The following is a 22,929-nucleotide window of genomic DNA, read 5'->3' as shown; positions in this document are numbered from 1 at the left end:
CGGCCCAACGCGCGTCGGGAGCACCGGCTCCCCGCCTCGACGACCGGTCCGCGGCTCATGGCAGAAAGCCGCCGCCCCCGACAAGCGGAAGCGACAGCGAAACGGATCAGGCGGCGACGTGCGCGACCGGTGCCTCGGCGTATTTCGGATCTTGGGGATTGAACTCGGGGAACGGCGTGAACAGGCGCGAGGTCAGCGCGACGCCGTTCAGCCCGGCGAGCTTGAACGTGCCGAGCTTCGCCACCTTCGGGGCGCCGCCGGCACGCTCCACGGTGACCGCATCGACGTGCAGGTCGCCATGCTTGGTCCACAGCATGTGGGGGGCCAGCAGCATGTCCATGTTGTTGTACACCACCGACACACAGATGCGCTGCATCATTGCGAAACGCAGGATGTCGCTGATGCTCGCGCGGTCTTCTTGGGCGTCACTCACGGGGGTGGAACGGGCTAGTTCGAGCATTTGTTGCATTGCGGCACGCAGCTAGTCGTACGCCGCCACCGCTTCAAGCGTGTTTGTGGATTGGCGGCTGTCCCGTCCCGGGGCTAGATTCTCCCCATGCACGCCATCCGCAACATCGTCGTCCTCACCGGCGCCGGCCTTTCCGCCGAAAGCGGCTTGGCGACCTTCCGCGGCCCCGGCGGCCTGTGGGAGGGGCATCGCGTCGAGGACGTGTGCACGCCCGAGGCGCTGGCGCAGGATCCGGCACTGGTGCACCGCTTCTATGATGCGCGGCGGGAGGCGCTCGACACCGTGGAGCCCAACCCCGCGCACCAGGCCCTAGCGCGCCTGGATGCCGCATGGCCGGGCGAGCTGCTGATCGTCACCCAGAACGTCGACGACCTGCACGAGCGCGCGGGCACCCGGCGGCTGCTACACATGCACGGCGCGCTGCGCTCCGCCCTGTGCGCGGCGTGCGGCACCCGCATGCCGCACGAGGGCGCGCTGCCGCCTGCCTCCCTCTGCCCAGCATGCGGCGCGCCGGCGCTGCGCCCGGACATCGTCTTCTTCGGCGAGATGCCCTACGACATGGATCGCATCGAGGCGGCGCTCGCCGAAGCCGACCTGTTCGTCTCCATCGGCACTTCGGGCGCAGTCTATCCCGCCGCCGGCTTCGTCCAGATGGCCGCGCACTTCGGTGCCGCCACCCTGGAACTCAACCTCGAACCCTCGGCCGGCAGCCACTGGTTCGAAGAAAGCCGCCTCGGCCCCGCAACCCGGTTGGTGCCGGAGTGGGTCGAGGAAGTGCTCGCCGGACGCTGAGCCTCACTCCACCCAGTCGAGGCCGATGTCGCGGTAGAGGGTGCGATCCTCCTCCCAGTCGGGCTTGACCTTGACGTGCAGGTAGAGGTGGACGCGCACGCCCATCAGCGTCTGGAGCTCGGCTCGCGCCTTGGCGCCGATTTCCTTGATGCGGGACCCGCCCTTGCCCAGCACGATCGCACGCTGGCTCTCGCGCCCGACCAGGATCTGCTGGTGGATCTCGACCGACCCATCCTCGCGCTCCTTGTAGAGCTCGGTGTCGACCGCGATCGCATAGGGCAGCTCGGCATGGAGCTGGTGGTAGATCTGCTCGCGGGTCATCTCCGCCGCCAGCATCCGGTCGGTCGCGTCGGAGACCTGGTCCTCCGGGAAGTGCCACGGCCCTTCCGGCATGCGCGCCGCAAGCGCAGCCTTGAGCTCCGGCACGCCGTCGCCGGTCTGGGCGCTCACGAAAAAGGTCTCGTCGAAACCCATCTGTTCGTTCAGGCGCGCAGCATGCGTCAGCAGGCGCGGTTTGTCGGCAATGTCGACCTTGTTGAGGATCAGCAGCTTGGGCTCGCGACGGTGGGCGAGCCGCTCGGCGATGTCCGTCACCTTGGGGCCGAGGCCCCCCTTGGCATCCACCACGAAGGCGATGGCGTCGGCACCTTCGGCACCTTCCCAGGCGGCCGCCACCATCGCGCGGTCGAGCCGGCGGCGCGGGTCGAAGATGCCGGGCGTGTCGACCAGCAGCAACTGCGTGTCGCCCTCAATGGCGATGCCCATCAGGCGGGTGCGCGTGGTCTGTGCCTTGGCGCTGGTGATCGCGACCTTCTGGCCGACCATCGCGTTGACGAGCGTCGACTTGCCCGCGTTGGGGGCGCCGACCACGGCAACGAGGCCACAGCGTTGGGTGGAGGGGTTCATATGCAAGCCTGACGAAAGAGAAAGGAGAGAATGCGGGTTTGGCATACGCCGGTCAACGCGCAGGTGGCGAGTGCGGGATCAGCGTACCCCGTTTGTCTCGAGTAGGGATCGAGCTTGTCGAGAGCCCGTATCGAGAGAGCCGCAACGGTTCTCGATACGCCGTCTCGACAAGCTCGACGGCTACTCGAACCAAACGGAAGGGACGTAAGAGATGGTCTGCCGCCAGGATCGCCCCACCTACCGCTCCAGCTGGCGCAATAGCGCCTTGGCGGCGGCGGTTTCCGCCTCCTGCTTGGACGTGCCCTGCGCGGATGCCTCGGCGAGCTTGCCGATCGACACCTTGACGGTGAACCGCGGCGCGTGGCCGGGCCCGGAGCGATCGACCACCGTATATTCGGGCGGGCGCCGGTCGTTTGCGGCGGCCCATTCCTGGAGCGCGGACTTGGGGTGCTTGGGCGCGCGCACCTGCGTTTCGATGCGATCGGCCCAGATCCGGCGCACGAAGCCGCGCGTCGCCTCCAGCCCCGCCTCCAGGTAGAAGGCGCCGATCAGCGCCTCCATCACGTCGCCCAGCACATTGTCGCTCTGGGTCGCGCCGTCGTCGCGCGCCTGCTTGCCGAGCCGTAGGTGCGGCACCGCGCCCAGTTCGCGCGCCAGTTCGGCGCACACGGCACCCGTCACCAACGCGTTGATCCGCCGCGACAGCTTGCCCTCGGGCTCGTCCGGGAAACGCTCGAACAGCCACTCCGCCATGAGCAGGCCGAGCACGCGATCGCCCAGGAACTCCAGTCGTTCGTAGCTTTCGCCGGCATGGCTGCCATGCGTCACCGCCCGCTCGAACAGCGGCAGCGGCAGGTCGTCGCGGCCAAAGGTGGCGGCGATCCAGGGGGCGAGCGGGGGCGTGCTCAGAAGCCTTCCCCGATCCGATCGAAGCGCGCGGCGCTGACCCAGGTCCAGGGCAGCAGCCACTGCGCGCTGCCGTCGGTCGACCAGAAGTTGACCACCGCCTTGCCCTCCAGATTCTCCATCGGCACGAAGCCGATGCCCTGGTTGGGCATCGCCGGGAAGCGGCTGTCGGCGCTGTCGTCACGGTTGTCGCCCATCAGGAAGACATGTCCCGCGGGCACCGTGTAGACGCCGGTGTCGTCGGCGGGCGTCTCCGCCTGGTCGAGCACGCGATAGCGCTTGCCGTTGGGGAGCGTCTCCTCGAACTGGGGATAGCGGCAGATCGGCTTGCCGGCCGCATCCTCGTCCTGGAACTCGAACTGGCAGCCGAAGTTCGGCGACACCGGCAGCACGAAGTCGGCGATGCGCTGCTTCGGGATCGGCTTTCCGTTCAGGAACAGCTGGCCGCGCTGCATCTGCACGCGATCACCGGGCAGGCCGATCACGCGCTTGACCCAATTGTCCTCGGCGGTCGGCGGTGCCTTGAACACCACCACGTCGCCCCGCTCGGGCGTGCTTGCGAACACGCGGCCGGGGATCAGCGGCAGGCTCCACGGCAGGCTGTGGCGCGAATAGCCGTAGTTCCACTTGGTGATGAACAGATAGTCGCCGACCAGCAGCCGCGGGAGCATCGAGCCCGACGGGATGTTGAAGGGCGAGAAGAAGAAGCTGCGGATCACGAACACGAAGATCGCGAGCTTCACGAAAAACAGCACCGTCTCGCGCAGTTCGGAGCGCTGGCGACGGGCGGCGGGTTTGCTGGCCATGACGCCTGCTGTGCGGGGGACTCCTGCCCACGTCAACCCAGGCTGTTGGGGAGTAGCGGAGCGGCCTGTGCCGCGCTAGGTCGCGCGACAAGTACGGCTTGAAGGAGAAAACGCATGACGGACACCGCCTGGCAGGCCGTGGAGGCACTGGCGCCCAAGCGCCTGACCGAGTTGTTCGCAGCCGAGCCGGACCGGCTAGAGGCGCTGACGCTCGACGTCGCCGGTATTCATTTCGACTGGTCCAAGACGCACCTCGACGCAGCCGGGCTCCAGGCGTTCGCGCAGCTGGCCGATGCCGCCGGCCTCGCCGCGCGCCGGGACGCGCTGTTCGCGGGCGAGCCGGTCAACGTGACCGAGGGCCGCGCCGCCGAGCATGCGGCCCAGCGCGGCGAAGGCCATCCGGAAAGCGTCGCCCAGGCGCGCGGCTTCCACGCCCGCATGCGCGCGCTGATCGACGCGATCGAGGCCGACGCACTGGGCCCGATCCGGCACGTGCTGCACATCGGCATCGGCGGCTCGGCGCTCGGCCCGGACCTGCTGATGGACGCGCTCGGCCGCGATTCGGACCGCTACGACGTGGCGATCGTCTCCAACGTCGATGGCCTCGCGCTGGAGGAAGCGATCGAGGACTTCGATCCCGATGCGACCCTGCTGGTGATCGCGTCCAAGACCTTCACCACCACCGAGACGATGCTCAATGCAGAGAGCGCGATCGGCTGGATGACCGAGAATGGCGTCGCGGACCCTTATGGCAAGGTGATCGCGCTGACGGCGAACCCCGAGCAGGCGATCGCATGGGGCGTCGACGAGACCCGCGTGCTTCCGTTCTCGGAAAGCGTCGGCGGCCGCTATTCACTGTGGTCGTCGATCGGCTTCCCGGCCGCGATCGGCCTTGGCTGGGACGTGTTCGAGGAACTGCTGGAGGGCGCGGCCGAGATGGACCGCCACTTCCGCCTCGCCGAGCCGCTGCGCAACGCGCCGGTGCTCGCGGCCTTTGCCGACCTCTACTACACCCAGGTCCGCCACGCCGAGACCCGCGCCACCTTCGCCTATGACGAGCGGCTGCGGCTGCTTCCCTCCTATCTCCAGCAACTGGAGATGGAGTCGAACGGCAAACGCGTGACCGCCGACGGCACGCCCGTCACCCGCCCGACCGCACCGATCACCTGGGGCGGCGTCGGTACCGACGCGCAACATGCGGTATTCCAGCTGCTCCACCAGGGCACCCACCTGGTGCCGGTCGAGTTCATCGCCGCGATCGAGCCGGGCGATGTGCTGAGCGAAGCCCACCACCGCCAGCTGCTGCTGAATGCGCTGGCCCAGGGCGCGGCGCTGATGGCCGGCCGCGACAACGAGGATCAGGCGCGCGCCTATCCGGGCGACCGGCCGTCGTCGACGCTGCTGCTCGACCGGGTGGACGCCCGCACGCTCGGCGCGCTGATCGCCTTCTACGAGCACCGCACCTTCGTCAGCGCGGCGCTGCTGGGCATCAACCCGTTCGACCAGTTCGGCGTCGAGCTCGGCAAGGAAATGGCCAAGGCAGCGGACAAGGGCGGCCAGGCGTTCGACGCGTCCACGACGGACCTGCTGCGGCGCGCCGGTCTCGCCGACTGATCGACGGATGCGATCGGCGTGAGGAAGGCATTGCGCCACCCTCACGCCGGTTCCGCGTTATAGAGGCAGTTCCTTCGCGCCGTCCCGCGCCCCTTCCTGCAGGCGAGCATCATGGCAGACTTCGACTACGACCTCTTCGTCATCGGCGCCGGCTCCGGTGGCGTGCGCGCCGCCCGCGTCTCCGCAGCGCATGGGGCCAAGGTGGCGATCGCCGAGGAATATCGCGTCGGCGGCACCTGCGTGATCCGTGGCTGCGTGCCCAAGAAGCTGCTCGTCTATGGCGCGCACTTCGCCGAGGACCTGCGCGATGCCAAGCAGTTCGGCTGGGACGTGCCGGAGCCGTGCGCGTTCAGCTGGCCGCGGCTTCGCGACAATGTGCTGAGTGAGGTCGATCGGATCAACAAAGCCTATACCGCCACCCTCACCAACCATGGCGTCGAGATCATCGGCGAGCGCGCCACCGTCTCCGGCCCCCATTCGGTGACGCTGGCCTCCGGCCGCACGATCACGGCGGGCAAGATCCTGGTGGCGGTCGGCGCGCGCCCGGCGATCCCCGTGTGCCACGGCCATGAGCATGGCATCACCTCCAACGAGGCGTTTCACCTCGACGCGGTGCCCAAGCGCATCCTGATCGCGGGCGCGGGCTATATCGCCAATGAGTTCGCCGGGATCTTCAACGAGTTCGGCAGCAAGGTCACGCTCATCAACCGCAGCGACGTGATCCTGCGCGGCTATGACGAATCCATCCGCGACCGGCTGCTCCAGATCTCGATGCTCAAGGGCATCGACTTCCGCTTCCATGCCGAGTTCGAAGGCATCGAGAAGGGGGAGGACGGCTGCCTCACCGTCACCATGTCGAACCACGAGCCGATCACCGTCGATTGCGTGCTGTTCGCCACCGGCCGCGTTCCCAACACCGAAGGGCTCGGGCTTGAGGCGGCCGGAGTCGAGCTGGACGACAAGGGCGCGATCAAGGTCGACGCGGACAGCAAGTCGAGCTGCGACAGCATCTATGCGGTGGGCGACGTCACCAACCGGGTGCAGCTGACGCCTGTGGCGATCCGCGAGGGACAGGCGTTCGCCGACACGGTGTTCGGCGGCAAGCCGCACCGCGTCGATTACGAGAACATCCCCGCCGCGGTGTTCAGCCACCCGCCGATGGCCGGCGTCGGCATGACGGAGGCGCAGGCCAAGAACAAGCTCGGCTCGGTGAAGGTCTACCAGTCCGACTTCCGCCCGATGAAGAACGTGCTCGCCGGCCGCAACGAGCGCGCGCTCTACAAGATGATCTGCGAGAGCGAGACCGGCCGGGTCGTGGGGCTGCACATGATCGGCCCGGACTCGCCCGAGATCCTGCAGGCCGCCGCGATCGCGGTGAAGGCGGGCCTCACCAAGGACGACTTCGACCAGACGGTCGCGCTCCACCCGAGCATGGCGGAGGAACTGGTGCTGATGCGCTGAGGCAGACCAGGAACTCTGCCTCGAACGAACGCGCGATGCCGTATTCCCGCGCAGGCGGGAATCCAGGGCCAGGCAGAGCAACGCAGGCGAGCATTTAGAAACCCTGGGCTCCCGCTTTCGCGGGAGCACGGGAAGGATGAGCGGGTCCGTGCTCTACCGAGCCGGCACCTCATCCCCCGCGAGCAGCGCGTCCGCCCCGGACCGCGCAGCACCGCCCGCGACCCGCTCGGAGATCACGCTGGTCACCGCCAGGTTCATGGTCACGTTGCCGAGCGTGCGGACCAGGTCGGGGAAGGTCTCGACCGCCACCAGCAGCGCGAGCGGCTCGACGGGCACGCCCATCGCGATGCCGATCGGCGCGATCGACGAGACGAAGCTGATCTGCCCGGGGAGGCTCGCCGCACCCATGGTCGTGATCGCACCCGCGGCGATGCCGGCGGCGATCTGCCCGGCGCCCAGGTGCACGCCGAATACATGGGCGACATAGACCGCGACCGCGACGTTCATCGCTGGCCCGGTCGCGCGGAACAGCGCCACCGCCATCGGCAGCACCACGCCGGAGGTGGCGACGGGCACCCCCGCCTCCTCGGACCCGCGCAGCATCGCCGGCAGCGAGGCGAGCGAAGACTGGGTGCTGATCGCCACCGCCTGGGCCGGCGCGGTCGCGCGCAGGAAGCGGCCGAGGGACACGCGTCCGCCGAACATCGCCAGCGGATAGGCGAGCAGCCACACCACCATGCCGACCGCCATCACGATCAGCACATAGTGCACCAGCGCACCGAACGCCGCAGTCCCCGCCCGCGCGCCCACCACATAGCCGAGCGCGAACACGCCGACCGGCCCCAGCCACAGCACCCACCGGATCACGATCAGCATCGTGTCGGCCAACCCCTGGAACAGCCGCACCAGCAGCTGGCGGGAATCGCCCGAAAGCCGGGTGAGCGCAAAGGCGAACACCAGAGTGAACAGGATCAGGGGCAGGAACTGGTCGTTCGCCGCGGCCGCGATCGGGTTGGTCGGCACGATCGCGACCAGGAACTGGGTGAAGGGCGGAACCTCCGCCGTGGGGCCCGCCTGGCCGAAGGTCCCGCGCAGGGCGCCGGCTGCCGTGTCCGACAGCGGGAACCAGTCGAGCAGCCCCAGGGTGACGCCGGCGCCCAATGCCGAGGAGGTCCAGAGGATCACGACGAACAACAGGATCGATCGGGTCGCGATCCGGCCGGCGCGCGCGGCCTCCGCGGTCTGGGCGACGCCGGTCACCAGCAGCGCGACCACCAGCGGGACGATCGTCATGCGCAGCGCATTGAGCCAGGCGGTGCCGATCGGCTCCGCCCAGGCGATGCCCGCGACCGCGGTGCCGGGCGCCTGGGCGGCGAGCATCACCCCCAGCGCCAGCCCCGCCACCAGTCCGGTCAGAATACGCGCCGCTTGCGACATGCTCGCCCTTCGTCAAAACGCGCGCTATCCACGCCGATCACGAGCGGCACAACCTGAGGGCAGCTGAGCCGATGGCAAGAAAATATTTCGGCACCGACGGCATTCGCGGCGCCACCAACCAGTCGCCGATGACCGCCGAGATGGCGATGAAGGTCGGCATGGCCGCCGGCGCGCACTTCCGCCGGGGCGATCACCGCCACCGCGTGGTGATCGGCAAGGACACGCGCCTGTCGGGCTATATGCTCGAAAACGCCATGGTCGCCGGCTTCACCTCGGTCGGCATGGACGTGGTGCTGGTGGGGCCGATGCCGACGCCGGCGGTGGCGATGCTCACCACCTCGATGCGCGCCGACCTGGGCGTGATGATCTCGGCGAGCCACAACCCCTACGCCGACAATGGCATCAAGTTGTTCGGCCCGGACGGCTTCAAGCTTTCCGATGCCGACGAGGCGGCGATCGAGGCGCTGATCGACGGGCAGGTCCCGCTCGCACCTTCGGCCGAGATCGGCCGCGCCCGCCGCGTCGAGGACGCACGAGGCCGCTACATCCACTTCGCCAAATCCACTTTCCCCGAGGAACTGCGCCTGGACGGGCTGAAGGTCGTGGTCGATTGCGCCAACGGCGCCGCCTATCAGGTCGCCCCTTCCGCCCTGTGGGAGCTGGGGGCCGAGGTGGTCGCGATCGGCGTCACTCCCAATGGCAAGAACATCAACGACGGCGTCGGCTCGACCGCACCGGCCACGCTCAGCGAAACCGTCATCGGGTCCGGTGCCGCGATCGGCATCGCGCTCGATGGTGACGCCGACCGATTGATCGTGGTCGACGAGACCGGCCGGGTGATCGACGGCGACCAGCTGATGGCGACCATCGCCGCGGGCTGGGCGCGCCAGGGCCGGCTGAAGGGCGGCGGCCTGGTCACCACCGTCATGTCCAACCTCGGCCTGGAACGCCATCTCGCCGCCCAGGGTCTGGGCATGGTGCGCACCAAGGTCGGCGACCGCCACGTGCTCGAGAAGATGCGCGCGTCCGGCTACAATGTCGGCGGCGAACAGTCCGGCCACATCATCCTGTCCGACTATGCGACCACCGGCGACGGCCTGGTCGCAGCGCTCCAGGTGCTCGCCGAAGTCACCCGCGCCGGCGCCCCGGCAAGCGAGGTTCTGCACCGCTTCGATCCGCTGCCCCAGCTGCTGCGCAACGTGCGTTTCGCCGGCGGCAAGCCGCTGGAGGATGCGCGCGTCACCGACATCATCACCGCGGCCGAGGCCGAGCTGGCCGGTCGCGGCCGGCTGGTCATTCGCCCATCGGGCACCGAGCCGGTGATCCGGGTAATGGCCGAGGGCGACGATCGCGCGCAGGTGGAAGCGGTGGTGACCCGCATCTGCGATGCCGTGCAGAAGGCGGCCGCCTGATGCTGGAGATGCGGCCCGATTGCGAGCGCTGCGGCACCGACCTGCCTGCCGACCAGGGCGGCGCGTTCATCTGCTCGTTCGAATGCACCTTCTGCGCGGAATGCGCGGACGACCTGGACGAGCAGTGCCCCAATTGCGGCGGCGAGCTGCTCGACCGGCCCGCCCGCGTCGGAAAGGCGCTGAAGGAGCATCCCGCCTCCACCGAGCGGCGGCACCGCGCGTGACGATCCCCCGCATCCTGATCGTCGCCGGTTCCGATTCGGGCGGCGGCGCCGGCATCCAGGCGGACCTCAAGACCGTCACCATGCTCGGCAGCCACGGCATGACCGCGATCACCGCGATCACCGCCCAGAACACGCTGGGCGTCGACGGCGTCCACCCGATCCCGACCGACATGGTGCTGGCGCAGATCGATTCGGTCGTCTCCGACATCGGCGTCGACGCGGTGAAGATCGGCATGATCGGCTCGGCCCGCACCGCGCTCGCGCTTGCGGAACGGCTCGAGCAACTGCCGGGCGTGCCGGTGGTGCTCGACCCCGTGATGGTGGCGAGCAGCGGCGCCCGATTGGCCGACACCGCCACCATCGCCGCGTTCGAGCGGCTGATGGACCGGGCGACCGTGGTCACGCCCAACATCCCGGAACTCGAGGCACTCGCCGGTGCGGCCCTCCCGACGGTCGAGGCCCGGGCGGAGGCCGCGCGTCGGCTCGCGGCCGCCCACGGCTGCGCCGTGCTCGCCAAGGGCGGCCATGACAACGGGCCTACGGTGGTCGACCGCCTCTATCCGGCAGAAAGCGGCGCCCCGCCCGTCATCGAATGGAGCGACCCCCGCATCGACAGCACCGCGACGCACGGCACCGGCTGCACCCTCTCCACCGCCATCGCCTGCGGCCTCGCCGGCGAGTGGAACCTCGCCGAAGCGATTGCCCGCGCGCGGCGCTTCGTGCGGATCGCAATGCTGGGAGCCGAACTGCTCGGCGACGGCCACGGCCCGATGGCGCAGCAGGGCGTGCGGCTCGACCTCAACGCCAGCCGCTGGTCGCCGATGCTCAACCAGGTGACGGTGCCCGCCACGGATCTGCCGGCAAGCGAGCGCTTCTACCGCATGCTCGGCCTGCGCCAGATCGTGCGCTCCAGCCGCCGCTATGCCCGGTTCGAGAGTGAGGGCGGCGCGACCTTCTCGATCGAGATGGCAGAGGCCACCGACCGCCCGACCGTCTATTTCGAGGTCGGCGACCTCGACATCGCGGTCCGCTACCTGCGCCAGCAAGGTGTCGCCTTCACCCAGGAACCGGTCGAGCAGCCCTGGGGCTGGCGCGAGGCGCGACTCACCGACCCCGCGGGCAATGCCGTTTGTCTCTACCAGGCTGGCGAGATGCGGCGGTTTCCGCCATGGCGCATCGCAAATGCCTGATTACTCTCATGAACGCCTGCACCCCGGCCCCGTCGCGGGCGTGGACGAGGCCGGCCGCGGCCCGCTTGCCGGTCCGGTCGTCGCCGCCGCGGTGGTGCTCGACCCCGACTGCATTCCCGATGGCATCGACGATTCCAAGGCGCTGACGGCGCTGCGCCGCGAACGGCTGTGTGCGGAGATCCTCGCCTGCGCCAAGGTCGGCATCGGCATCGCCAGCGTCGAAGAGATCGACCAGATCAACATCTTCTGGGCCACCATGCTCGCCATGCACCGCGCCGTCGACGCGCTGAGCGTGGCGCCCGGCATGGTGCTGGTCGACGGCAACCGCTGCCCCGACTGGCCCCACCCCTCGCGCGCGCTGGTCGGCGGCGATGCGCTGTGCCTGTCGATTGCGGCCGCCTCGATCGTCGCCAAGCACCACCGCGACTCCATCATGATCGAGGCCGACGCCCGCCATCCCGGCTATGGCTGGGCCTCCAACAAGGGCTATTCGGCCAAGGCGCATCTGGAGGCGCTCAAGTCGCTGGGCCCCACGCCGCTGCACCGCCGTTCGTTCGCGCCGGTCGCGCAAGCGTGGCTGCCGCTGGAAACCGTCGGCTGAGTCCTTTGCGCCACACCCACCAGTGGTAGGGCGTGGCAACGGGTACAGACTCAATATCTTTGGTCGGGGCGCGTTGCCGCGCATCTCCGCGGAATCGCGGGGGAATCTGGAAATAAATGTTTGCTTGACCCAACTCCGCCGATCCGCAGGAGTGTGGGCAACAACAAGGGGGCGTGAATCGATGGGGGTGCTGGAGAAGGTGCGGACGCGGTCGCCGAAGACGGCGATGGCGGAACCGCGCGCGGCGCTGCCGCTCGACACCATCCTGCAAGGCGACTGCATCGCGCACATGCGCGCGCTGCCGACTGCGTCCGTCGACATGATCTTCGCCGACCCGCCCTACAACCTCCAGCTCGGCGGCGACCTCAACCGCCCCGATGGCAGCCATGTCGACGCCGTCACCGACGAGTGGGACAAGTTCGATTCGTTCGCGAGCTACGATCGCTTCACCCGCGACTGGCTGGCCGAGGCGCGCCGCATCCTGAAGCCCGACGGCACGATCTGGGTGATCGGCAGCTACCACAACATCTTCCGCGTCGGCGCGACCATCCAGGACCTGGGCTTCTGGATCCTCAACGACATCGTGTGGCGCAAGGCCAACCCGATGCCGAACTTCCGCGGCACCCGCTTCACCAACGCGCACGAGACGCTGATCTGGGCGTCGATGGGCGAGAAGTCGAAGTACACCTTCAACTATCGCAGCATGAAGACGCTCAACGACGAGCTGCAGATGCGCTCCGACTGGGAATTCCCGATCTGCGGCGGGCCGGAGCGGCTGAAGAAGGACGGCCACAAGGTCCATCCGACCCAGAAGCCGGAGGCGCTGCTCTACCGGGTGCTGCTGGCGGCCACCCATCCGGGCGACGTGGTGCTCGACCCCTTCTTCGGCACCGGCACCACCGGCGCCGTCGCCAAGCGGCTGGGCCGCCGCTGGATCGGCATCGAGCGCGAGGGCGTCTACATCGACGCCGCCACCCAGCGCATTGCCGAGGCGCTGCCGCTCGACGAATCGTCCCTGCGCACGATGCAGGCGCCCAAGGGCACCCCGCGCGTCGCCTTCGGCACGCTGGTCGAAAACGGCATGGTCGCACCGGGCATGGTGCTGACCGACGCCAAGCGCCGCTTCCAGGCGGTGGTGCGCGCCGACGGCTCGCTCGCCTGCGGCGTCGAGACCGGCTCGATCCACAAGCTCGGCGCGACGCTCCAGGGCGCGCCGTCCTGCAACGGCTGGACCTTTTGGCACCACGAGAGCGAAGGACGCCTCCAGGCGATCGATACGCTGCGGCAGACGTACCTGCTGGCGACGCAGCCGTAGAGCCAGGCCGAGTTTTCCGAAAACCGTGCTCCTGCGCAGGCAGGAGCCCAGGGCCACGAGTGCCGACGGTTGCCGCTATGGGCTCCTGCCTCCGCAGGAGCACGGCCTTCCGCCGGTTGCGACAGACGCGAGCCTGCGCGAAAGCAGGTCATGACCGTCCCTCCGATCGCCCCCGATGCCCGCCTCCACCTTCGCCCCGTCCAGCTGATCGACACCCCAGTGGGGCTCGACGGTCAGGCGGCACGGCTGGCGGGTGGGATGCAGTGGTTCGCTGCCTATGAACTGCTCGCCCCCGGCCTCCGAGCGACCGTTCCGCTCGCCGACTTCTCGCGGCTGCTCGAAAGCGTATCGAGCACCCAGGCCGATCGGCTCCAGACCCTGCACGCCCGCATCACCGCGCCCCGTGCCCCGATCGCCTGCGGCGAGCGCGTGCTGCGCCTGGACCAGCCGCTGGTCGCCGGCATCCTCAACTGCACGCCCGACAGCTTTTCCGACGGCGGCCGCAATGGCAGCGATCCCGAAGCGATCGCCGCCACCGGACACCGCATGGCAGAGGCCGGTGCGGCGCTGATCGACGTCGGCGGCGAATCGACCCGGCCGGGTGCCGCGACCGTGTGGGAAGGCGACGAGATCGCCCGCGTAGTGCCGGTGATCGAGCGCCTGGCCGCAAGCGGTACCCCCGTGTCGATCGACACGCGCAAGGCGGCCGTGATGGAGGCGGCGCTGGCCGCAGGCGCGCACATCGTCAACGACGTCGCCGCCCTGCTGTTCGACCCGCGCGCGCTGGAGGTGGTGGCGCGCGCAAGCTGCCCGGTGGTGCTGATGCACTCCCCCGATCCGGCAACCGGCGGCCATGCCCGCCCGGCATATGGCAACGTGCTCACCGACGTGTTCGACTGGCTCGAACAGCGGATCGAGGCCGTGGTGGCCGGGGGCGTCGGCCGTGCCAGCATCCTGGTCGATCCCGGCATCGGCTTCGGCAAGTCGCTTGCCGAAAACCTGGCACTCCTGAACGGTCTCGCGATCTTCCACGGCCTCGGCTGCCCGATCCTGCTCGGTGCCAGTCGCAAGCGGCTGATCGGTGCGCTTGCGAACGAGGCGCCGGCAGACCAGCGGCTGGGGGGCTCGCTCACGCTGGCGCTGAAAGGCGCGGACATGGGCGCGCAGCTGATCCGCGTCCATGACGTGCCGGAAACGGTGCAGGCGCTGCGGGTGTGGCGCGGCCTGCGCGACACGGCGCTCGCGGGTTGAGGATGGAGCCATTCGGCCACGTCCACCGTTACTCCCCCATGCGGTCCTTCCTTCCCCTGCTGGCGCTGACCTGCCTGTGTGCGTGCGGCGGCGACCCGGCGCCCGAGGAGGCGGCGCCCAACGCCGCCGTCGCTGAGGAAACCCCTGCACCGACACCAGCCCCCACGGCACCTGCGACGCCCGTGCCGAGCAGCGACGCACCGACGCCCACGCCAGCCGCAACCGCGACCTCGTCCACCGCGGGCCGCGTGTCGCGCTACACCAGCCTCTCCGACTGCCGGGTGCTACGCTCGGCCCCGGACGAGGCGGGTTTCTCCGAGTCGAGCTGCCCTGGCCTCGGCGACTATCGGCTGAAGCTGGTCGAAGCCGACGGGCGCCAGAATCTACTGCTCGTCTCGGGCGGGCGCGAGCATAACCTGCGCCTCTCGTCCGTCACCAGCGGCGGCTTCAGCGAACTCGGCGAGCGGATCGAATGGCGTGGGCGCGAGCAGGACGGCAGCTTCCGCCCCGACGCGCTGATCCTGCGCTACGACGTGGTCGAGAACTTCGACCAGCCGACCAGGCCGACCTCCTACCTGCTGCCGGTGTTGCTGGAGCGGACGCCCTGCCTGTCCGCCAAGATCCGTCCCGGCGCCGGCCAGAACGACCGCGCCCGCGCCGCCGCGGACGGCCCCAGGAAATGCTTCTGAACGAACGTCAGGCGGCGCTCTGGTCGATCCCCAGTTCGCCCAGCTTGCGATAGAGCGTCGAGCGGCCGATGCCGAGGCGCCGGGCGACTTCGCTCATGCGCCCCCGATAATGGCCGATCGCCAGCCGGATCACATCGGCCTCGATCTCGTCGAGCGCCCTCAGGTTGCCGTCGGGCCGGAACAGCGTCACCCCCGCCTCGGTCGGGCGCACCGGCGCCGGGCGACGGATCGTCTCCTCGTCGGACAGCTGCGCGATCTGCGGGAAATCGGCACGCGTCAGCGCATCCCCCTCGCACAGCACCGCCGCCCGGAAGAGCGCGTTCTGGAGCTGCCGCACGTTGCCCGGCCAGTCGTAGCCGGCGAGCAGCGCCAGCGCGTCGTCGGTGATGCCAAGCTGGCGCAGACCCGGCTGCCGTCCGATCCGCGCCAGCAGGTGGCGTGCGAGCGGAGCCACGTCGCCCGGACGCTCGCGCAGGGGCGGGATCGTCAGCTGGACGACGTTGAGGCGATAATAGAGGTCCTCCCGGAAGCGCTCGGCCTCCACCTCGTCGGCCAGCGTGCGGTTGGTCGCCGCGATCACGCGCACGTCGACGCTGCGCGCATAGGACGCGCCGATCGGCCGCACCTCCCCTGACACGATCGCGTCAAGCAGCTTCGCCTGTACCGCGAGCGGCATTTCGCCGACCTCGTCCAGGAACAGCGTGCTGCCGTCCGCCTCCTCGAACCGCCCGATGCGGCGTTCGAAGGCGCCGGGAAAGGCGCCCTTCTCGTGCCCGAACAGCGCGCTTTCGATCTGGTTGGCCGGGATCGCACCGCAGTTGAAGTGCACCATCTGGCGGCGCGCGCGGGGGGATGCGGCGTGGATCGCCTCTGCCAGCACTTCCTTGCCGACGCCGCTCTCGCCCTCGACCAGCACCGGCACGCGGGCGCGCGCGGCCTTTGCCGCGATCGCGAGCGCCGCGCGGAACTGGGGAGCCGAGCCCACGACCTCGTCGAAAGCGAGCGGCATCGACAGCTTTTCGGCAAGCGGCCGCAGTTCGCCCGTGTCCCCGGCACCCGCCGCCGCGTCGAGTGCCGACAGCAGCCGCTCCGGAACGAGCGGCTTGACCAGGAAATCGCTGGCGCCCGCGCGCATTGCCGCCACCGCCTGTGCAACCGAGCCATCGGCGGTCAGCATCAGCAGGGGCAGCGCCGGCCGGTTGCGGCGCAGCGCGGCGATCAGGCCGGCGAGTTCCGTTTCCGTGTCCGGGAACCGATGGTCGAGCAGGATTGCGTCGAGCGCCAGCCCTTCCGGCGTCGCGAGCGTCTCCAGGGCCGAATCGACATCGTCCGCAAAGATCGTCCGCCAGCTGCGCCGCGCGGCGATCACCGAGATCAGGCGGCGCTGCGCAGGGTCGTCGTCAATCACCATCAGCAGGCGCTGGCCATTGCGCGTCATTCCCGACTCCCCAAGTCTCGTCGCGCCGTGGCTATAGCACGACGGTAAAGGCCCGCTTAAGCCCGCCCGTAGGCAGGGGTTGGCGGTTCCCGGCGGCGAAGCTAAGCTCCGTCCAACAGCAGACGACAGGGGATCCGAGGATGGCCGGCAATGGCGACCTGAGCGCGCACAAGGACACGTACAACGGATTCCTCACGCTGGTGAAATGGGGAACGATCATCGTACTCCTGCTCGCCGCGCTGGTCGTCTGGCTGATCGCCGCCTGATGAAGATCGCCGTCCTGTCCGAAGCCGCTCCGTTCGAGCGGCGGGTCTCCGCCACGGCCGAGACGGTCAAGAAGTTCGTCCAGCTGGGCGCCCGGGTCGCGGTGGAGGCGGGCGCCGGGCGTTCGGCCTCGGTCGCCGACGCCGACTATGCCGCCGCGGGGGCGACCCTCGGCAGCCGCGCCGAAGTGCTGGCCGATGCCGATGTCGTGCTGGCGGTGCAGGGCCCGGCCCCCGAGTCGCTCACGGGCATCAAGCCGGGCGCCTGGCTGGTCGCCGGCCTCAATCCCTTTGGCGAGCGCGCGCGGGTCGACGGCTATGCCGCGCTCGGGATCGAGGCGCTGGCGATGGAGTGGATGCCGCGCATCACCCGCGCCCAGTCGATGGACATCCTCTCCTCGCAATCGAACCTCGCCGGCTACAAGGCGGTGATCGATGCGGCCGCGGCGTACGGCCGTGCCTTTCCGATGATGATGACGGCGGCAGGCACGGTCTCGGCCGCGCGCGTCTTCGTGATGGGCGTGGGGGTCGCGGGCCTCCAGGCGATCGCCACCGCGCGGCGCCTTGGTGCGCAGGTCTCCGCCACCGACGTGCGCTCGGCCACCAAGGAGCAGATCCAGTCGCTCGGCGCAAAGCCGATCTTCGTGGAGAATGTCGCCGGCATCGAGGGCGAGGGTTCGGGCGGCTATGCCACCGAGATGTCGCCCGATTATCAGAAGGCGCAGGCCGAACTCGTCTCCAGCCACCTCGCCAAGCAGGACGTGGTCATCACCACCGCACTGATCCCGGGCCGTCCCGCACCGCGGCTGATCAGCGATGCGCAGCTCCAGACGATGCGCCCCGGCAGCATCGTCGTGGACCTCGCCGTCGAGCAGGGCGGCAATGTCGAGGGCGCGGTCGCAGGCGAGGTGGTGGAGCGCCACGGTGTGCGCATCCTCGGCCACCGCAACGTGCCGAGCCGCCTCGCCGCCGACACCTCGGCGCTGTTCGCGCGCAACCTCTACAACTTCCTGTCGGCCTATTGGGAGAAGGACGCCGGTCGTCCCGTGCTCCCGGACGAGGACGAGGTCACCCAGGGCATCCGCCTGACGCGCGGGGGCGCCGTGGTGCACCCCCGGCTGCTCCAGGCCTGACGCCCCGCATGCCCAGGCGCCTCTATCTTGCCGGTCCCGACGTGTTCCTGGGGCACGCGCCGGCGATCGCCCGGGCCAAGCTCGCCCTGTGCGCCGAGCACGGCTTCGAAGGCATCTTTCCCTTCGATGTCGAGGCGAGCCCGTCGGCCAGCGGCAGCTTCCAGGAAGGGGTGGCGATTTATCGCGCCAATCTCGCCCTGATGCGCTCGGCCGATGCGATCGTCGCCAATCTGACGCCGTTCCGCGGGCCGGGAGCCGACGCCGGCACTGCGTTCGAGCTCGGCTTCTTTGCCGCACTCGAGCGGCCGATCTACGGCTATTCGTCAGCGGGCGAGGATTTCGCGACGCGCATGCGCGCGCTGGTCGGTAACGATGCGGGCGCGGTGGTGGAAGACTTCGGTCACCAGGACAATCTGATGCTCGGCGGCGCAGTCGCGTCGCACGGGGAATGGGTGACGGTCGCGGACGGGGATCCGGCGGCAATGGCGGCGTTCGAGGCCTGCCTGCGCGCGATCCCCGCGAGCCGCTGACGAAAGGGCAAGGCCATGGACTTCGTCTCGATCCTGTCGATCTTCGTGCTGGCGTGCTTCGTCGGCTATTATGTGGTGTGGTCGGTCACCCCGGCGCTGCACACGCCGCTGATGGCGGTCACCAACGCGATCTCCTCGGTCATCATCGTCGGCGCGCTGGTCGCCGCCGCCGCGGCCGGAGCACCCGGCGCCAAATGGCTGGGGCTGCTGGCGGTGGTGCTGGCGAGCATCAACATCTTCGGCGGCTTCGCGGTCACCGAACGGATGCTGGCCATGTACAAGAAGAAGGAGCGGCCGGACACGGCCGCCAGGCACTAGGTCGTCATCCCGGCGAGAGCCGGGATCCATCGTGCGACAGGCGCAGGTGGAAAGATGGACCCCGGCCTTCGCCGGGGTGACGGAAAGGGGTTCAGGATGGAACATACGGCTTCGGTAAACCCCTGGGTGGCGCTGGCCTATCTGATCTCGGGCGTGTGCTTCATCCTGGCCCTGCGCGGGTTGTCGTCCCCCGCCACCTCCCGGCGCGGCAACCGGCTGGGGATGATCGGCATGGGCCTGGCCGTCGTCACCACGCTGGTGACGCACCTGCCCGTGCAGACGGTCGGCCTTGTCCTGGCGGACCCCAGCGGCGCCATCGCCGCGACCGGCCCGCTGTTTGCGCGCATCGACATGCTCACGCTGCTGGAGATCCTGGGCGCCATCGCGCTCGGTGCCATCATCGGCCTCACCACGGCGCGCCGGATCGCGATGACGGCGATGCCGCAGCTGGTCGCGGCCTTTCACTCGCTGGTGGGCCTCGCTGCGGTGCTGGTCGCCTGCGCCGCCTTCCTGAACCCGGTCGCCTTCGGCATCGCCGAGCTGGTGGTGCCGATGATCGGCCAGCCGTTCGCGGCCATCCACCCGGTCAGCCGCATCGAGATGACGCTGGGTGCGGCGATCGGCGCGATCACCTTTTCCGGATCGGTGATCGCCTTCCTCAAGCTCAACGGCAGCATGTCGGGCAAGCCGATCCTGCTGCCCGGCCGCCACGTCCTCAACCTGGCCGTGCTGGGCGCGATCCTCGCGCTGATCGCCGGCTTTTTCGAGACCCAGGCACCGTGGATGTTCTGGGCGATCACGCTGCTCGCCTTCCTGGTCGGCTTCCTGCTGATCATCCCGATCGGCGGCGCGGACATGCCGGTCGTGGTGTCGATGCTGAACAGCTATTCGGGCTGGGCCGCCGCGGCGATGGGCTTCACGCTCGGCAACAGCGCGATGATCATCACCGGCGCGCTGGTGGGCTCGTCGGGCGCGATCCTGAGCTACATCATGTGCCGCGCGATGAACCGCAGCTTCCTGAGCGTCATCGCCGGCGGCTTCGGGGCCGAGAGCGGCGGCGCCAGCGGCGGCGAGGCGATCGACCGCCCGTGGAAGCGCGGTTCGGCCGAGGACGCCGCCTTCCTGATGAGCCAGGCCGAGCAGGTCATCATCGTCCCCGGCTATGGCATGGCGGTCGCCCAGGCGCAGCATGCGGTGCGCGAGATGGCGGACAAGCTCAAGGCGCATGGCGTCCGCGTCAAATACGCCATCCACCCGGTCGCCGGCCGCATGCCGGGCCACATGAACGTGCTGCTGGCCGAGGCGAACGTCCCCTATGACGAGGTGTTCGAGCTGGAGGACATCAACGCCGAGTTCGCGCAGAGCGACGTCGCCTTCGTGATCGGCGCCAACGACGTCACCAATCCCTCGGCCAAGACCGACAAGAGCTCGCCCATCTACGGCATGCCCGTCCTGGACGTGGAAAAGGCCAAGACGGTGCTGTTCGTGAAGCGCTCGATGGGCGGCGTCGGCTATGCCGGCGTGGACAACCCGGTGTTCTACATGGACAACACCATGATGCTCCTGGCGGACGCCAAGAAGATGACAGAAGAGATCGTCAAGGCACTCGATTGATACTGTCCCGCTTCTATGCCAGACAAGGCTCCATAGCGGATGCTTAACGTCCGGTACATGGTTGGGGGCCTGTCATGCTTGGATCGTCTTCCCACGCGTTCGGGTCTCCGGCGGATGCCCCGAGCCGCGCACAGGGCTTTCATCACCCCGCGGCCCTCTTCATCGTCGCCCATGATGCCTCCGGAGCCCAAGCGGCAGCAGACGCGGCAGCGCTGGCCGGCGCGCACGTGATCGGACGCGGTGGCTTCGGCGACCTGCCGCGGCCATCGGACCTGCCTGGGCACGACATCCTGTTGATCGAGGCCGCACCGGCGTCACCCACCGAACTGGAAGCGCTGCTGCAGTGGGGCGAGGAGATCCGCGCCTGGGTCGGCTCTCGGCTGATCGTCTGCTTCACGCCGGCACAACTGGACCAGGCCGTGGCCCAGACGTCCGTCGCGGGCGTGCAGATGCTGTGCGCCCCGGACGTGTCCGAGCGAGTCTCTGCGCTCGCGATCGCGGGATGCCGGCCGACGATCCAATATGCCGGTGCGACCGAGACAGACGGCGAACGCATCCGGCGGCTGAGTGAAGAAGTCGCCCGCATTGCCGAGGCGTTGACGCGCCTCACCTTCGCGAGCGCGAAGGGACAGGCGCAGGAGCGCGACGGCTACAGTGCCGAACCGGAGCTGCTGGACGGCTCCGGCTCGGATACGGGTGGCACGGCCAAGCTATCGGAGGAGGAACCGCTGCCGCAGCCGGGCGCGATCCGCGCGGAGATCCGTGCGCGCCGGCTGCGAGAGCAGTTCTTCGATGCGCAGCTGTTCGCGGACCCGGCCTGGGACATGCTGCTCGACCTGATGGCCGCGCGCCTGGAGCGGGTATCGGTATCGGTCTCCAGCCTGTGCATCGCTGCCGCGGTCCCGCCGACGACGGCGCTACGCTGGATCACGACGATGATCGAAGCCGGACTGTTCGAACGGGAGGACGACCCGCTGGACCGCCGCCGCGCCTATATCGCGCTCACGAACAAGGCGTTCGAAGGGATGCGGAACTATGCAGCGGCCGCGCGCCGGCTGGGCCTTCGCGTCTTTTGAGATGCGTCGTGCCGGCCGGCGCTAGCCGAAGGCCGGGAGGCGCAGCCGCACGAGCAATCCGCCCAGGTCCTCGCTCTCTTCCAGCGTGACCGTGCCTTCGTAGATTTCAGCCACGTCCCGCACGATCGCGAGGCCAAGGCCGGTGCCCGGCTTGCCGCTGTCCAGCCGGACGCCGCGGTCGAAGATGCGCTGGCGATCGGCCTCCGGAATGCCGACGCCGTCGTCCTCGACCAGGATCTCGGCAAAGCCCATGTCCGCGCGCACCGTCACGAACACGCTGCCGCCGCCGTATTTGGCGGCGTTCTCGACCAGGTTGCCCAGGATCTCGTCCAAATCCTGACGTTCGATCCGCGCGATGAGATCGCGCGCGCCATCCACATCGACCCGCACGTTGGGATAGAGCCGGCTGACCGCGCGCTCGACCGCCTCCACCGACGGCCACACTTCGGCGCGGCTGTGGGCGCTGCCGCGACGTCCCACCGCACGCGCGCGGGCGAGGTGATGGTCGACCTGCCGGCGCATCGTGCGCGCCTCGCGGATCACCGTCGCCGCCAGATCGTCCTGCCCGGCCGCCGCGGCGTTCATGATGACGGTCAGCGGCGTCTTGAGCGCATGGGCGAGGTTTCCGGCGTGACGCCGCGCCTCCTCCGCCTGCCGGTCGTTGTGCTCGACGAGCGCGTTGAGCTCCTCGACCATCGGCGCGACCTCGGCGGGCATCGCGCCCTCCAGCCGCGCCGCCTCACCGCTGCGCAGCCGGGCAATGGCGTAGCGCAGCTTGCGCAAGGGCAGCAGGCCGTACCAGGTCTGCAGCGCCGCCATCACGATCAGCCCCAGCCCCAGCAGCAGGAAGCTGCGGATCAGCGTACGGCGCAGCGCGTCGATCTGCGCGTCCAGCACGTCGCGCGACTCCGCCACCTGGAAGCGCCAGCGCACCGGCGATCCCGGCAGCGTCAGGTCGCGCTCGACGATGCGCAGCTTCTCGTCCGGGAAGGCATTGCTGTCGTAGGTGTGGATTTCCTTGTCGTGATGCGGGTCGCCCTCGGGCAGCTTGCGATCCCACAGCGACCGCGACGGAAACGGCTCGAAGCCCTTGCCGCTTACCTGCCAGTAGAGGCCGGAACCGGGCTCCAGGAAGCGCTGGTCCCCCAGGTTGCGGTTGAACACGACTTCGCCGTCCGACCCGATCTCGGCCGTGACGATCATCGAGGTCAGCAGATAGTCGAGCTGGTCGTCGAAATTGCGCGTGATCGCCGAAGTCAGCACCCGGTCGAGCGCGAAACCACCGCCGGACAGCAGCACCAGGATCCATACCGCCGCGATCAGGATCATGCGGCGGCTGAGCGAGCCCGTCACCCGCACATAGCTGCGCGGCGGCGGGTCGCCCGGGCCCGGCTGCACCGGCGTGGCCGCCTTGTCGTGGCGCGCAGCCCAGGTGTCGAGTAGGCCGCCCCAGGGCCTCATTGCAACGCTGCCTTCATCGGCCC

At 69.3% G+C, this 22,929-nt stretch carries 23 protein-coding genes; 16 read left to right on the top strand and 7 right to left on the bottom strand.

Annotated elements, in window-relative coordinates; genetic code table 11:
- Window positions 1-106: 106 nt before the first annotated feature.
- Entirely contained in the window at window positions 107-433 is a 327-nt protein-coding gene (locus ABDZ92_RS10900) for a hypothetical protein (RefSeq protein ID WP_239433888.1), read from the bottom strand.
- Window positions 434-556: 123 nt separating this feature from the next.
- Here ABDZ92_RS10900 and ABDZ92_RS10895 point away from each other — a divergent pair, with 123 nt between their 5' ends.
- Complete coding sequence (locus ABDZ92_RS10895; protein WP_125959475.1) at window positions 557-1,261, top strand: NAD-dependent deacylase; 705 nt, start codon at window positions 557-559, stop codon at window positions 1,259-1,261.
- Window positions 1,262-1,264: 3 nt separating this feature from the next.
- Here the strand turns inward: ABDZ92_RS10895 and era are convergent, their stop codons facing one another.
- The 3 genes from era to lepB all read right to left on the bottom strand — a co-directional run bounded on the left by era (window position 1,265) and on the right by lepB (window position 3,879).
- Window positions 1,265-2,167, bottom strand: a complete 903-nt coding sequence (gene era, locus ABDZ92_RS10890) for a GTPase Era (protein WP_125959476.1) — start codon at window positions 2,165-2,167, stop codon at window positions 1,265-1,267.
- A 237-nt stretch (window positions 2,168-2,404) separates the two neighbouring features.
- The gene (gene rnc, locus ABDZ92_RS10885) at window positions 2,405-3,076 is read right to left on the bottom strand and encodes a ribonuclease III (protein ID WP_425336664.1); all 672 of its coding nucleotides are present in this window, start codon (window positions 3,074-3,076) and stop codon (window positions 2,405-2,407) included.
- A complete protein-coding gene (gene lepB / locus ABDZ92_RS10880; protein ID WP_125959477.1) occupies window positions 3,073-3,879 on the bottom strand; it encodes a signal peptidase I in 807 nt (268 codons plus the stop codon). The genes rnc and lepB overlap by 4 nt, the downstream gene beginning before the upstream one ends.
- Window positions 3,880-3,993: 114 nt before the next feature.
- Here lepB and pgi point away from each other — a divergent pair, with 114 nt between their 5' ends.
- Both pgi and gor read left to right on the top strand, forming a co-directional pair.
- On the top strand, window positions 3,994-5,493 hold the full coding sequence (pgi, locus tag ABDZ92_RS10875) for a glucose-6-phosphate isomerase (protein WP_125959478.1): 1,500 nt from the start codon (window positions 3,994-3,996) through the stop codon (window positions 5,491-5,493).
- A 111-nt stretch (window positions 5,494-5,604) separates the two neighbouring features.
- On the top strand, window positions 5,605-6,954 hold the full coding sequence (gene gor / locus ABDZ92_RS10870) for a glutathione-disulfide reductase (protein ID WP_125959479.1): 1,350 nt from the start codon (window positions 5,605-5,607) through the stop codon (window positions 6,952-6,954).
- Between the two features lie 153 nt (window positions 6,955-7,107).
- On the opposite strand, the gene ABDZ92_RS10865 is transcribed toward gor, so the two are convergent.
- The gene (locus ABDZ92_RS10865) at window positions 7,108-8,391 is read right to left on the bottom strand and encodes a dicarboxylate/amino acid:cation symporter (RefSeq protein WP_125959480.1); all 1,284 of its coding nucleotides are present in this window, start codon (window positions 8,389-8,391) and stop codon (window positions 7,108-7,110) included.
- Between the two features lie 71 nt (window positions 8,392-8,462).
- On the opposite strand from ABDZ92_RS10865, the gene glmM reads away from it, so the two are divergent.
- The 7 genes from glmM to ABDZ92_RS10830 all read left to right on the top strand — a co-directional run bounded on the left by glmM (window position 8,463) and on the right by ABDZ92_RS10830 (window position 15,073).
- The gene (gene glmM, locus ABDZ92_RS10860; RefSeq protein ID WP_125959481.1) at window positions 8,463-9,803 is read left to right on the top strand and encodes a phosphoglucosamine mutase; all 1,341 of its coding nucleotides are present in this window, start codon (window positions 8,463-8,465) and stop codon (window positions 9,801-9,803) included.
- The gene (locus ABDZ92_RS10855) at window positions 9,803-10,027 is read left to right on the top strand and encodes a DUF1272 domain-containing protein (RefSeq protein WP_125959482.1); all 225 of its coding nucleotides are present in this window, start codon (window positions 9,803-9,805) and stop codon (window positions 10,025-10,027) included. The genes glmM and ABDZ92_RS10855 overlap by 1 nt, the downstream gene beginning before the upstream one ends.
- Window positions 10,024-11,217, top strand: a complete 1,194-nt coding sequence (gene thiD, locus ABDZ92_RS10850) for a bifunctional hydroxymethylpyrimidine kinase/phosphomethylpyrimidine kinase (protein WP_206432137.1) — start codon at window positions 10,024-10,026, stop codon at window positions 11,215-11,217. The genes ABDZ92_RS10855 and thiD overlap by 4 nt, the downstream gene beginning before the upstream one ends.
- Window positions 11,210-11,818 carry a ribonuclease HII gene (locus tag ABDZ92_RS10845; RefSeq protein ID WP_125959484.1) on the top strand — a complete coding sequence of 203 codons (609 nt, stop codon included), beginning with the start codon at window positions 11,210-11,212 and terminating at the stop codon, window positions 11,816-11,818. The genes thiD and ABDZ92_RS10845 overlap by 8 nt, the downstream gene beginning before the upstream one ends.
- Window positions 11,819-11,999: 181 nt before the next feature.
- Window positions 12,000-13,133: a site-specific DNA-methyltransferase gene (locus ABDZ92_RS10840; protein ID WP_125959485.1), complete on the top strand. Its 1,134-nt coding sequence runs from the start codon at window positions 12,000-12,002 to the stop codon at window positions 13,131-13,133.
- A 150-nt stretch (window positions 13,134-13,283) separates the two neighbouring features.
- Window positions 13,284-14,384 (top strand): dihydropteroate synthase, encoded by a 1,101-nt coding sequence (gene folP, locus ABDZ92_RS10835; protein WP_125959486.1) that lies wholly within the window; start codon window positions 13,284-13,286, stop codon window positions 14,382-14,384.
- Between the two features lie 38 nt (window positions 14,385-14,422).
- Window positions 14,423-15,073 carry a hypothetical protein gene (locus ABDZ92_RS10830; RefSeq protein WP_125959487.1) on the top strand — a complete coding sequence of 217 codons (651 nt, stop codon included), beginning with the start codon at window positions 14,423-14,425 and terminating at the stop codon, window positions 15,071-15,073.
- A gap of 7 nt (window positions 15,074-15,080) precedes the next feature.
- On the opposite strand, the gene ABDZ92_RS10825 is transcribed toward ABDZ92_RS10830, so the two are convergent.
- Window positions 15,081-16,511, bottom strand: a complete 1,431-nt coding sequence (locus ABDZ92_RS10825) for a sigma-54-dependent transcriptional regulator (RefSeq protein ID WP_132882881.1) — start codon at window positions 16,509-16,511, stop codon at window positions 15,081-15,083.
- 140 nt (window positions 16,512-16,651) lie between these two features.
- On the opposite strand from ABDZ92_RS10825, the gene ABDZ92_RS10820 reads away from it, so the two are divergent.
- From ABDZ92_RS10820 to ABDZ92_RS10795, 6 genes are all read left to right on the top strand, one after another.
- Entirely contained in the window at window positions 16,652-16,777 is a 126-nt protein-coding gene (locus ABDZ92_RS10820; protein WP_125962140.1) for an aa3-type cytochrome c oxidase subunit IV, read from the top strand.
- A complete protein-coding gene (locus tag ABDZ92_RS10815) occupies window positions 16,777-17,907 on the top strand; it encodes a Re/Si-specific NAD(P)(+) transhydrogenase subunit alpha (RefSeq protein WP_343762798.1) in 1,131 nt (376 codons plus the stop codon). The genes ABDZ92_RS10820 and ABDZ92_RS10815 overlap by 1 nt, the downstream gene beginning before the upstream one ends.
- Window positions 17,908-17,915: 8 nt before the next feature.
- Window positions 17,916-18,437, top strand: a complete 522-nt coding sequence (locus ABDZ92_RS10810) for a nucleoside 2-deoxyribosyltransferase (RefSeq protein WP_125962138.1) — start codon at window positions 17,916-17,918, stop codon at window positions 18,435-18,437.
- A 15-nt stretch (window positions 18,438-18,452) separates the two neighbouring features.
- Entirely contained in the window at window positions 18,453-18,755 is a 303-nt protein-coding gene (locus tag ABDZ92_RS10805; protein WP_125962137.1) for an NAD(P) transhydrogenase subunit alpha part 2, read from the top strand.
- Window positions 18,756-18,851: 96 nt separating this feature from the next.
- The gene (locus ABDZ92_RS10800; RefSeq protein ID WP_125962136.1) at window positions 18,852-20,369 is read left to right on the top strand and encodes an NAD(P)(+) transhydrogenase (Re/Si-specific) subunit beta; all 1,518 of its coding nucleotides are present in this window, start codon (window positions 18,852-18,854) and stop codon (window positions 20,367-20,369) included.
- 74 nt (window positions 20,370-20,443) lie between these two features.
- Complete coding sequence (locus ABDZ92_RS10795; protein ID WP_125962135.1) at window positions 20,444-21,445, top strand: MarR family winged helix-turn-helix transcriptional regulator; 1,002 nt, start codon at window positions 20,444-20,446, stop codon at window positions 21,443-21,445.
- 21 nt (window positions 21,446-21,466) lie between these two features.
- Here the strand turns inward: ABDZ92_RS10795 and ABDZ92_RS10790 are convergent, their stop codons facing one another.
- A complete protein-coding gene (locus ABDZ92_RS10790) occupies window positions 21,467-22,906 on the bottom strand; it encodes a sensor histidine kinase (RefSeq protein ID WP_125962134.1) in 1,440 nt (479 codons plus the stop codon).
- Between the last annotated feature and the right edge of the window lie 23 nt (window positions 22,907-22,929).

Origin of the sequence: Sphingomonas molluscorum (genome assembly GCF_039522995.1) — a bacterium.
Classification (GTDB): Bacteria; Pseudomonadota; Alphaproteobacteria; order Sphingomonadales; family Sphingomonadaceae; genus Sphingomonas; species Sphingomonas molluscorum.
Note: the sequence above shows the minus strand (reverse complement) of the source record. Positions and strands in the feature narration are given on the sequence as shown.

What these genes read in the sequence shown, in the direction of transcription:
- ABDZ92_RS10895 (WP_125959475.1), top strand. Translation starts at nt 557, where the DNA reads ATGCACGCCATCCGCAACATCGTCGTCCTCACCGGCGCCGGCCTTTCC.
- era (WP_125959476.1), bottom strand. Translation starts at nt 2,167, where the DNA reads ATGAACCCCTCCACCCAACGCTGTGGCCTCGTTGCCGTGGTCGGCGCC.
- lepB (WP_125959477.1), bottom strand. Translation starts at nt 3,879, where the DNA reads ATGGCCAGCAAACCCGCCGCCCGTCGCCAGCGCTCCGAACTGCGCGAG.
- pgi (WP_125959478.1), top strand. Translation starts at nt 3,994, where the DNA reads ATGACGGACACCGCCTGGCAGGCCGTGGAGGCACTGGCGCCCAAGCGC.
- gor (WP_125959479.1), top strand. Translation starts at nt 5,605, where the DNA reads ATGGCAGACTTCGACTACGACCTCTTCGTCATCGGCGCCGGCTCCGGT.
- ABDZ92_RS10865 (WP_125959480.1), bottom strand. Translation starts at nt 8,391, where the DNA reads ATGTCGCAAGCGGCGCGTATTCTGACCGGACTGGTGGCGGGGCTGGCG.
- glmM (WP_125959481.1), top strand. Translation starts at nt 8,463, where the DNA reads ATGGCAAGAAAATATTTCGGCACCGACGGCATTCGCGGCGCCACCAAC.
- ABDZ92_RS10855 (WP_125959482.1), top strand. Translation starts at nt 9,803, where the DNA reads ATGCTGGAGATGCGGCCCGATTGCGAGCGCTGCGGCACCGACCTGCCT.
- ABDZ92_RS10845 (WP_125959484.1), top strand. Translation starts at nt 11,210, where the DNA reads ATGCCTGATTACTCTCATGAACGCCTGCACCCCGGCCCCGTCGCGGGC.
- ABDZ92_RS10840 (WP_125959485.1), top strand. Translation starts at nt 12,000, where the DNA reads ATGGGGGTGCTGGAGAAGGTGCGGACGCGGTCGCCGAAGACGGCGATG.
- folP (WP_125959486.1), top strand. Translation starts at nt 13,284, where the DNA reads ATGACCGTCCCTCCGATCGCCCCCGATGCCCGCCTCCACCTTCGCCCC.
- ABDZ92_RS10830 (WP_125959487.1), top strand. Translation starts at nt 14,423, where the DNA reads ATGCGGTCCTTCCTTCCCCTGCTGGCGCTGACCTGCCTGTGTGCGTGC.
- ABDZ92_RS10825 (WP_132882881.1), bottom strand. Translation starts at nt 16,511, where the DNA reads ATGACGCGCAATGGCCAGCGCCTGCTGATGGTGATTGACGACGACCCT.
- ABDZ92_RS10820 (WP_125962140.1), top strand. Translation starts at nt 16,652, where the DNA reads ATGGCCGGCAATGGCGACCTGAGCGCGCACAAGGACACGTACAACGGA.
- ABDZ92_RS10815 (WP_343762798.1), top strand. Translation starts at nt 16,777, where the DNA reads ATGAAGATCGCCGTCCTGTCCGAAGCCGCTCCGTTCGAGCGGCGGGTC.
- ABDZ92_RS10810 (WP_125962138.1), top strand. Translation starts at nt 17,916, where the DNA reads ATGCCCAGGCGCCTCTATCTTGCCGGTCCCGACGTGTTCCTGGGGCAC.
- ABDZ92_RS10805 (WP_125962137.1), top strand. Translation starts at nt 18,453, where the DNA reads ATGGACTTCGTCTCGATCCTGTCGATCTTCGTGCTGGCGTGCTTCGTC.
- ABDZ92_RS10800 (WP_125962136.1), top strand. Translation starts at nt 18,852, where the DNA reads ATGGAACATACGGCTTCGGTAAACCCCTGGGTGGCGCTGGCCTATCTG.
- ABDZ92_RS10795 (WP_125962135.1), top strand. Translation starts at nt 20,444, where the DNA reads ATGCTTGGATCGTCTTCCCACGCGTTCGGGTCTCCGGCGGATGCCCCG.
- ABDZ92_RS10790 (WP_125962134.1), bottom strand. Translation starts at nt 22,906, where the DNA reads ATGAGGCCCTGGGGCGGCCTACTCGACACCTGGGCTGCGCGCCACGAC.